General features: G+C 60.9%; 10 protein-coding genes and 1 pseudogene. 10 read left to right on the top strand and 1 reads right to left on the bottom strand.

Annotated features, from left to right (window positions below; genetic code table 11):
• The 3 genes from NUW23_04110 to NUW23_04100 all read left to right on the top strand — a co-directional run.
• A partial coding sequence (locus NUW23_04110) for a hypothetical protein (protein ID MCR4425360.1) occupies positions 1–683 on the top strand: 683 nt, incomplete at its 5' end.
• Between the two features lie 26 nt (positions 684–709).
• Positions 710–1,678 carry a sensor domain-containing diguanylate cyclase gene (locus NUW23_04105; GenBank protein ID MCR4425359.1) on the top strand — a complete coding sequence of 323 codons (969 nt, stop codon included), beginning with the start codon at positions 710–712 and terminating at the stop codon, positions 1,676–1,678.
• Positions 1,679–1,750: 72 nt separating this feature from the next.
• A complete protein-coding gene (locus tag NUW23_04100) occupies positions 1,751–3,244 on the top strand; it encodes a LysM peptidoglycan-binding domain-containing protein (protein MCR4425358.1) in 1,494 nt (497 codons plus the stop codon).
• 146 nt (positions 3,245–3,390) lie between these two features.
• On the opposite strand, the gene NUW23_04095 is transcribed toward NUW23_04100, so the two are convergent.
• Positions 3,391–4,074 carry a CBS and ACT domain-containing protein gene (locus NUW23_04095; GenBank protein MCR4425357.1) on the bottom strand — a complete coding sequence of 228 codons (684 nt, stop codon included), beginning with the start codon at positions 4,072–4,074 and terminating at the stop codon, positions 3,391–3,393.
• Positions 4,075–4,224: 150 nt separating this feature from the next.
• On the opposite strand from NUW23_04095, the gene NUW23_04090 reads away from it, so the two are divergent.
• The 7 genes and pseudogenes from NUW23_04090 to NUW23_04060 all read left to right on the top strand — a co-directional run bounded on the left by NUW23_04090 (position 4,225) and on the right by NUW23_04060 (position 8,968).
• Positions 4,225–5,004, top strand: a complete 780-nt coding sequence (locus NUW23_04090; GenBank protein ID MCR4425356.1) for a 5-oxoprolinase subunit PxpA — start codon at positions 4,225–4,227, stop codon at positions 5,002–5,004.
• 2 nt (positions 5,005–5,006) lie between these two features.
• Complete coding sequence (locus tag NUW23_04085) at positions 5,007–5,885, top strand: putative hydro-lyase (protein ID MCR4425355.1); 879 nt, start codon at positions 5,007–5,009, stop codon at positions 5,883–5,885.
• A 32-nt stretch (positions 5,886–5,917) separates the two neighbouring features.
• Complete coding sequence (gene pxpB / locus NUW23_04080) at positions 5,918–6,679, top strand: 5-oxoprolinase subunit PxpB (protein MCR4425354.1); 762 nt, start codon at positions 5,918–5,920, stop codon at positions 6,677–6,679.
• The gene (locus NUW23_04075) at positions 6,663–7,673 is read left to right on the top strand and encodes a biotin-dependent carboxyltransferase family protein (protein ID MCR4425353.1); all 1,011 of its coding nucleotides are present in this window, start codon (positions 6,663–6,665) and stop codon (positions 7,671–7,673) included. The genes pxpB and NUW23_04075 overlap by 17 nt, the downstream gene beginning before the upstream one ends.
• Before the next feature lie 87 nt (positions 7,674–7,760).
• Positions 7,761–8,042, top strand: a pseudogene (locus NUW23_04070) (recombinase family protein).
• Positions 8,032–8,739, top strand: a complete 708-nt coding sequence (locus NUW23_04065; protein MCR4425352.1) for a transposase — start codon at positions 8,032–8,034, stop codon at positions 8,737–8,739. Before NUW23_04070 ends, NUW23_04065 begins: the two are co-directional and overlap by 11 nt.
• Positions 8,702–8,968 (top strand): transposase, encoded by a 267-nt coding sequence (locus tag NUW23_04060; GenBank protein MCR4425351.1) that lies wholly within the window; start codon positions 8,702–8,704, stop codon positions 8,966–8,968. Before NUW23_04065 ends, NUW23_04060 begins: the two co-directional genes overlap by 38 nt.
• Positions 8,969–9,086 lie beyond the last annotated feature (118 nt).

Here is a 9,086-nt window from a genome sequence, read left to right as displayed (position 1 = left end):
ACGGTTTCGTAAAGGTGGACAACCTCCGCTCTGCCGGCATCGTCTCTCGGATGGGAGCAGTGAAGAAAGGAGACAAGTACTTCCTCGGGTTCCCGGTGTTCAGGAAGCGAGGGGTCCGGAAGCCGGTCACGATCCAGCGCCGGATAGATGTGAAGGCGGAATACCAGGAGACGATGGCCCACTATCACGAGTACGACCTGTGGCCGATCATGGATGGCTTCTCGCACTTCCAGGGGCTGACCGACGAATGCCTCGTAGCCAAGCTCAGTTGCGGCTCGTCCTCGATGAAAGTATGGGACAACTCTCACCACTTCGACAGGATGGTCGACTCTTTGCCGGTCGCATACAGAGTCCTTGGTGCTGTGGTGGGTGTTGCCAGGCATGTTGTGCCCATGCCCAAGGTCCCCAAGAAGGGTGAGGTTCTCCGGGTATGGACGGTGTATGACGTGATGACGAAGACGGGGTGCGAGAATGAAGTCCGGGGGCTCATGGCTCAGGTCAATAACATGGCGCTCGAGCGTGGCATAGACTACGTAGTCGTGGTCATGGACGGACAGGAACCTGAACTGGCATGGCTGAAGCGAGCCTCCATAATGCCGTTGGGATATAACCTCTTCGTCAAGGAGTACCAGCCGGTGCCGGCACTCGAAGGAAAGACCTACTACGACGTCCGATACCTGTAGTTCGGCATTGACGCGAGGTGATCTGTGTGAGCGACAGGGACGCCGCTCGCGCCAGAGCATTCGTGGCCGTGGCGTCTTCCGTGCAGGCTGTGGCCGCTGTTGAGGACATGAAAACCCTCCTCTCAGCCCTGGTGACGGCGGTTCGCGAGGGCATGGACTACGAGACCTGCGCGTTCGGGCTCATCGAGGAGACTGATATACTGAGCTTCCGGGCCGCAGCAGGGAGACTGAACATCGCCAAAGACGTGAAGCTTGGCTCTGCGCCGCCCGGTTTCACGTGTGCGGCGGCCGTGAGGCACGGCCGGAGCCTTCTAGTGCGCGACTCCGAGGCTGAGCCCTTCGAGACCTGCTGTTCGGAGGCTCGGTCTGAGCTCTGCTCTCCTGTTGCGGCACGAGGTCGTACATTGGGCGTTCTGGTTGCATGCGATTCGACGCCAAACGCCTACACTCCAGAAGACCTGGAGGTTCATGCTTCGATAGCTGATTGCGCCGGCGTCATTGTGGACGGATTCCTCACTCGGGAGAGGCTCGGCACGTACTTGGAGATTGACACTACCACAGGGCTTTACAACCGTAAACACCTTGTCAAGCGCATTTCTGAGGAGGTCGCGAGATCCCACCGAAGTGGTGAGCCTTTTGCAGTCGTCTTCTTCGACATCGAGGGGATGCAGGAGATCAACGCAGTGTTCGGTCACGCTATGGGCGATGCGGTCATTGAGTCGGTAGCCCGGGCTGTGAAGGAGGGCACACGCGGCAGTGATGTCGCTGCGAGGTTTGGGGGCGATGAGTTCGCTCTGCTGCTGCCGGGGGTGGACGCATCGCGCGCCCAGATAGCTGCGAACCGCGTGGCCCGCCTGGTGTCAGGACGAGTTCTCGAGGCCGGAGGCGCCAGGATGCAGGCACCCGAGGTCCAGTGGTGGGTGGTCGCATACCCTGTCGATGGGACCACCCCTGACGAGCTTCTGCATGAGGCGTACCCGACCCGAAGGGCCTGACGGTTCATTTCCCATTCCGCATGGCGGCCGTATGATATGGCGACCGAAAGCCATCGGGCGGGAGTGATCCACGTGACTATCTATGTTGTGCGACCAGGGGATACACTGTTCGTGATCGCGAGGCGTTTCGGAGTCACGATCGAGTCCATAGCACAGCTCAACGACATCCCGGACCCGAACGTTCTGGTGGTTGGGCAGGCCTTGGCAATCCCGGAGCCGCAGATCGAGTCCCCCGTACTCCGGTACACGGTAGTGCGCGGCGACACGCTTTGGGGAATCGCAGCCTTGTTCGATGTGACGGTGGCTGAGATCGTGGCTGCGAACAACATCGCTGATCCGAACCTGATCTATGTTGGTCAGGTCCTGGCTATACTCAGGTGGACCTTTCAGACCTATACGGTGGTGGCGGGCGACACTCTCTCGCGCATCGCTGCTCGGTTCGGCACCACCGTCGAGATGCTCGCCCGCGTCAACAGGATTGCAGATCCGAATCTCATTTTCGTCGGCCAGATCCTCATCATCCCCATCCGGGACGTCCTTGCGAGGCCGAAGCCTCTGATAGAGACGCTAGGGTACATCTTCCCACTCACGGAGGCGAGCATCAGGCGCATTCTGGAGGAAACGGGCCGGTACATCACGTACACTGGGATTTTCAGCTTCCCTGTGGAAGCTTCGGGAGGGCTGAGGCCTGTCACAGGGTTCAGGCCTGCCGTCACGGTGTCCCGGAGTCTCGACATATCTCCGCTAGCCGTCGTCTCCAACTTTGATGGGGTCAACTTCAACCCGGCGGTCGCGAGAGGCGCGATGACGGGGGCGGCCAGGTCAGCTACGATTGCGAGCATACTGAGCTTGCTGGCAGTCGAGAACTTCGCCGGGGTGAACGTGGATTTCGAGAACATGTACCCGGAGGATCGCCAGCTTTATACCTCGTTCATTGCAGATCTCTCGGCCGCAGTTCGAGGAGCAGGATTCCTCATGACAAACGCCATGGCCCCGAAGTCAGCAGACCTGCCAAACCAGCCTTGGGTAGGCGCCTTCGACTATCGAGCGCTTGCCCCTCATCTCGACTTCACATTGCTGATGACATATGAATGGGGCTGGTCTGGAGGGCCTCCGGAGGCGATTGCCCCTGCGAACCTGGTGAGACGCGTCCTCGAGTACGCGGTCGTGCAGATTCCACCAGGCAAGATCCTGCAGGGAATGCCGCTGTACGGTTATGACTGGCTGGTTCCTGCCCCTCCGGGAACCCTGGCGACCACAGTGACTCCGCCGAACGCTGTGGCGCTTGCCGCCCGTTTCGGTGCGGACATCAACTACGATCCCATCGCCCAGGCGCCTTGGTTCCGGTACACAGATGCGGCAGGCAGACGTCATGAGGTGTGGTTTGAGGACGTCAGGTCAGTGCAGGCCAAGCATGCTATGACAGAGGAGTTCAACCTGAGAGGCACCGGGTACTGGAACCTCTTCTACAGCTTCAACCAGAATTGGCTCGTGGTCGAGGACCGGTTCCGGGTGCGAAAGTACACAGGTGGGATCGTGAGGTCCGGAGGCCTGGCGGCGGCGTGAAGGCGCAAGTGCTGGAAGCGGGCTGAGATGAGGCGTGGGGCGGGAGACGGAAGGCTCACCGCCCCACAACGCTTGATGCCGCACCAGCATCCATTTTGCCCGGAGGAGCGGACATCGCCGCTTCCGGCGCGGAGCGCGGCAGTTGGCTAGAACTGGACGTAGGATTTGGTCTTGTGCACGAGCTCGAAACCTCTGGCGGATATCGCGTCCGCGGCAGCGTCGGCGTTCTGGGGCTCGAGCCTCAGCACGATCCTGGCGCGTCCAGGGGCCAGGCCAAACGTGGCCAGGCTGATGATGTTGGCATCCGCGTCCCGAATCGCGTCAGTGAGATCTGCGAGGACACCCTTCCTGTCGGGAACATCCACAGTGATGCGGACGCCCACCTTGGTGACTCCGAGCATCTCGAGGAAGGCATCGAAGATGTTGGTCTCAGTTATGATTCCGACGAGCTTCTTGCCTTCCATTACGGGGAGTCCACCAATCTTGTTCTCCCTCATGGTCATGGCGGCCTTCTCGACAGTGTCGTCAGGGGAGACCGTGATGACATCGGTGGTCATGGCGTCCTTCACTCTCATCTTCGAGACCAGGTAGTTGATTTCAAACACAGAGAGCGAAGTAGCCGGGGAAGGCGAGACGTGGAGCAGGTCCAGCTCAGTAACGATGCCGACGAGACTGTCTCCAGCCATGACCGGGAGCCTCCGCACCTTATTACGCCTCATGAGCTCGAGCGCGTCCATGACGGAGGTCTCGGGGGGAACCGTTAGGGGGCGTGTGGTCATTCTGTCTCTCACAAACATCGCTCCGATCCCTGCCCAGGGATCTTTCACCATCCTCTCATCCGCGGCCGCACTCGGGCCGCAGGTATTCGCCTCAACAATTGTGAAGAAGACTATTCCACGTCCTGTGCGCCTTTCCTTCCTGTGGTGCAGGAATGGAGGGGGCGTCAGCAGAATGTCCCTGACAGAAAAGGGGTGGGAGACATGGCAATCGACCTCAACAGTGATGTTGGGGAGGGTTTCGGCAGTTATCGTCTTGGTGATGACGGCTTAGTCCTGAAGGCCGTAACCAGCGCCAACGTGGCGTGCGGGTTCCACGCTGGAGATCCACGGGTGATGCGGATCACCGTCGGGCTTGCCGCAAGGCTCGGCGTCGAAGTGGGAGCACACCCTGGGTACCCGGATCTCGTGGGCTTCGGGAGACGAGACATGTCTTTGTCTCCGGACGAAGTCCATGACGACCTTGTCTACCAGATCGGTGCACTGTGGGCTTTCGCGAGACGACAAGGCGTGCGGCTTACGCACGTGAAGCCACACGGGGCGCTCTACAACCGCGCTGCCACCGACAGACCGGTCGCAGATGCCATTGCGAGCGCTGTCCGGTCGCTGGATATGGGCCTCATCCTGGTGGGGCTCGCAGGCTCGGAGCTTTGTGCGGCGGGGATGCGTGCGGGCATACCGGTAGCTGGGGAGGCTTTCGCGGACCGCGCGTACAAGCCAGACGGGACACTCGTGCCTCGTTCGCGCCAGGGCGCAGTCATCTCTGACCAGGCGCAGGTAGTCAAGAGGGCGGTGTCCATCGCGAGGGATCATGTAGTCGAGACGGCGGACGGCGGGAAGATCCCCGTCGTGGCGCGGACCATATGTCTCCACGGCGATACCCGTCAGGCAGCCGAACTGGCAATGGCAGTTCGACGCGGGCTTTCCGAGGCTGGGGTCGAGGTTCGGCCACTCAGTGTGGTTGTCGGGGGTGGAGGCGAGTGAGCATGATTGTGGATTGGGCTGGGGCATCCCCGGCTGCATTTCGCAAAGAGGTGAGGGCGGGCAGGTGGAGGCGTCCGACGTCCGGAGTATGCCTCGGGTACACCCAGGCCAACCTGGTAGTGCTCCCAGCTGACCTTGCATTCGATTTCCTCGTCTTCGCGACCCGGAACCCTAAGCCATGCCCTCTGCTTGAGGTACTCGAGCGAGGGGACCCCGTGCCGAGGCTGGTTGCAGAGGGCGCCGATATCCGAACGGACATCCCGAGGTACAGGGTGTACAGGCGAGGCACCCTCGATGGTGAGCTCACCGACATGATGACACTGTGGCGCGACGACTTCGTGGGCTTTCTGATAGGGTGCAGTTTCTCTTTCGAAGGCAGGCTGATCGAAGAGGGGATACCTGTTCGCCATGTCGAATGCGGGTGCAACGTTCCCATGTATATTACGAACATCCAATGCAGGCCGGCAGGGCCTTTCCGCGGGCCTATGGTAGTGAGCATGAGACCCATCCCTGCCCCGCTGGTGGCCAGGGCGGTAGAGATCACTGCTGCCGTCCCCGCGGTGCACGGAGCCCCGGTCCATGTCGGGGCACCTGAGGCTCTGGGGATACTGGACATCGGCCGCCCCGACTTCGGTGACGCGGTCCCGATCGGGGAAGGGGAGGTCCCGGTGTTCTGGGCGTGTGGTGTCACGCCGCAGGCAGTTGCCCTGGCGGCCAAGCCGGAGATCATGGTGACCCACGCACCAGGGCACATGTTTGTGTGTGACATCCGAGATGCTCACATCGGCGAGTTCATCCAAGGCATCGGGACCCGTGAGTGTGGCCCTGATCCGCACTCCCCGGACGGGGTGGGGAGACAGGCTTCCGGGAAGCGATGCTAGCCCCGGGATGGGCAGGAGGTGCCCCTGAGATGATGCGGGAGTACCCGCGGTATGTGCCCGCGGGGGATGAGGGCATATCGATCGAGCACGGAAATGAGATATCTCCCGAGGTTGCAACGGCGGTGCGCCGGTCTATGCTCGCACTCCAGAGGGTCGCGCCCGCCTGGCTTGTGGAGGTTGTGCCGTCCTACAGATCATTGCTGGTCGTGTACGACCCCGAGAAGGCCCAGGCAGGCACGGTGTTGCGTGATCTGCAGGCGATTGAAGCAGCGGCAGGGAAGTCTGAGTTCCCCGCTCAGACCGTTTTGCGGATCCCTGTGTGTTACGGTGGCGAGTACGGGCCGGATCTCGGGGATGTATCGTCCCATACCGGGCTCTCTCCCGAGGAAGTCATCGCATTGCACTCGAGCCCGGCCTATCTGGTATACATGATAGGGTTCACCATAGGCTTCCCGTACCTGGGCGGAATGTCGCCAAGGCTCGCCACACCACGATTGGCGTCTCCCAGAACGCGCATCCCGGCGGGCTCCGTGGGTATTGCAGGCCAACAGACTGGCATTTACTCTGTGGACAGCCCCGGAGGGTGGCGGCTCATCGGCCGCACACCTCTTAAGCTTGCCGATCCAACCACCGATCCCCCATGCCTTCTTGCGGCGGGAGACTATGTCAGGTTTGTTCCTGTGGGGCCCGAGGAGTACCTGGACATCCTCGAGCAGGTTGAGGCCGGCAGGTATTCGCCTGTTCGGGAGACTGTCGGGATGGAGGGGGCGACCGCAGTTGGCAGCGGTTCTTGAGATCATCCGTCCGGGGCCCCAGACCACAGTTCAAGACCTGGGGAGAGTTGGGTACATGCGGTACGGTGTACCCCCTTCTGGTGCCCTGGACCGGGAGAGTCTCCGACTCGCAAACGCTCTTGTTGGAAACGAAGAAGGTGCTCCCGGACTCGAGCTCACAATGGGAGGGCTCTCAGCGCGCGTGCTTTCCCGGGCCACCCTGGCATGCACCGGGGCGCCCACCCCCATCCTCGTGAACGGGGAGGCACGCCCAATGTGGCAACGATTCGCTGTGGAGCCGGAGGACACTCTCGAAATAGGCGCACCTGCCACCGGAGTCCGCGTTTACCTCGCAATACGCGGGGGCGTGGACGTTCCTCTCATTCTCGGAAGCGCATCCACCTACGTGCGAGGGAGTATGGGCGGAATTGACGGCAGGCCTCTCCGGGTTGGAGACTTGATCCACGCAGGTGAGCCGGGGCAGGCTGGTGAAGACTTGGGGCCTGACGATGAGAGAGTCAGTCGGGCGATGCGAGCGCGAGCGGGCGGGCGAAGTCCGTTGATCCTGCGAGTGGTCATGGGCCCGCAAGACGACCTCTTCAAGGCGGAAGGCATTGCCACGTTTCTCTCTAGCGAGTACACTGTGACTCCCCACGCCGACCGTATGGGCGTTCGGCTGGCTGGTCCAGCCATCACACACCTTTCGGGAGCTGATATCATCTCCGATGGTATCCCCGCAGGTGCAGTACAAGTGCCTGGAGATGGGCAACCCATTGTCATGCTCGCTGATCGGCAGACCACAGGAGGCTATCCCAAGATCGCCTGCGTCATCCGGTCGGATCGAGACCTGATCGCTCAGGCCAGACCCGGAGATCGGGTGAGGTTCAAGAAGGTGTCTCTGGAGGAGGCACAGAGACCACTGGCAGACGTTCCACTCTCTGACGCTGTGGAACGAGCGTTCAAGCTGCGAATCGGACGCCGCAGCTACCAGGTGCGGGTGACGGAGCTTCGCTGAGCGCGCCCGGAGAATCACCCACACGGGCGATGGCGGAAAGTGGCAAGCATGCAGTATGATGATGGCATGACATGTCATGAGTCAGAGGGCCACCGGTCCAAACTCATGAAGTTGTTGGCCGATCAACGCATAACAACCATTGTTGTAGAACATCGGGACAGGTTGATGCGGTTTGGCTTTGAGTATCTTCAGGCAGCTCTAGCGGCGCAAGGCAGGCGGCTTGTGGTTGTAGACCCCGGCGAGGTAAATGACGGCCTGGTGCAGGACATGATCGAGGTACTTACTTCGTTTTGTGTCCGTCTGTATGGGTGCCGGTCGGCCAGAAATAAGGCCAGGAAGGCGCTGGAGGCCGTGAAGCATGTTGATTAACCGCGCCTATCGTTATGAGTTGGACCCAAATGTCCAACAGCGAATACTGCTGGCGAAGCATGCTGGGACCGCACGGTTCGCTTACAACTGGGGTCTGGCCCGGCGGATTGAACTCTACCAACAGACAGGGAAGAGCACAAACGCCATCGAGCAGCATCGGGAGCTGAACCGGCTGAAGAAAACCGAATTCCCGTGGATGTATGAGGTATCCAAATGTGCTCCGCAGGAGGCGCTGAGGGACCTGGACTGGGCATTTTGCAACTTCTTCCGTGGCCGTAAGGAAGGCCGTAATGTTGGCTTCCCACGGTTTAAGAAGAAAGGGCAAGACGATAGATTCCGGCTGACGGGAGCAATTCACGTTCTGGACCGGGCTGTGCAGTTGCCGCGACTCGGGGCGGTCCTCCTCAAGGAAGCGTCACGTGTTCAGGGCCGGGTTCTGTCGGCCACCGCGAGCCGGGAAGCAGACCGTTGGTATGTCAGCTTGACAGTGGAGATGGAGATGCCGGACCCGGCGCCGGTGGAAGGCCACGCAGCTGGGATCGACGTGGGTTTGAGCCACTTTGCGGCCATTGTCAGCGGCGGCGAGGTATGCAAGATCGAAGCCCCGAAACCACTGAACCGCGCCGGTGATCGTGGTGGAAGACCTAAATGTGAGCGGAATGTTGAAGAATCGGTCATTAGCTCGGCATGTTGCTGACTCCGGTTGGGGTGAGTTCCGGCGCATGCTGGAGTACAAGTGCGGCTGGTATGGGAGCCGGTTGTTAGTGGCAAATCGGTACTATCGCAGCAGCAAGACCTGTTCAGCCTGCGGGCATGTGCTGGAGAAGCTGCCGCTTGACATCCGGGAGTGGGGCTGCCCGGATTGTGGCACGCGCCACGACCGGGATGTTAACGCTGCGCGGAACCTCTTGGCACTGGCGGGTTAAGTGCCAGTACCGCCAGTTCGGCGGGAACTCACGCCTGCAGAGATAGGAGTTCAGGCCTTGCGCCGGCGCCTGTGGACGAAGCAGGAACCTTGCGGACAGCTCCCATGGGAGATATGTC

The organism is Bacillota bacterium, from assembly GCA_024655925.1.
In the GTDB taxonomy this organism is placed as follows: Bacteria; Bacillota; DTU025; order DTU025; family JANLFS01; genus JANLFS01.
Note: the sequence above shows the minus strand (reverse complement) of the source record. Positions and strands in the feature narration are given on the sequence as shown.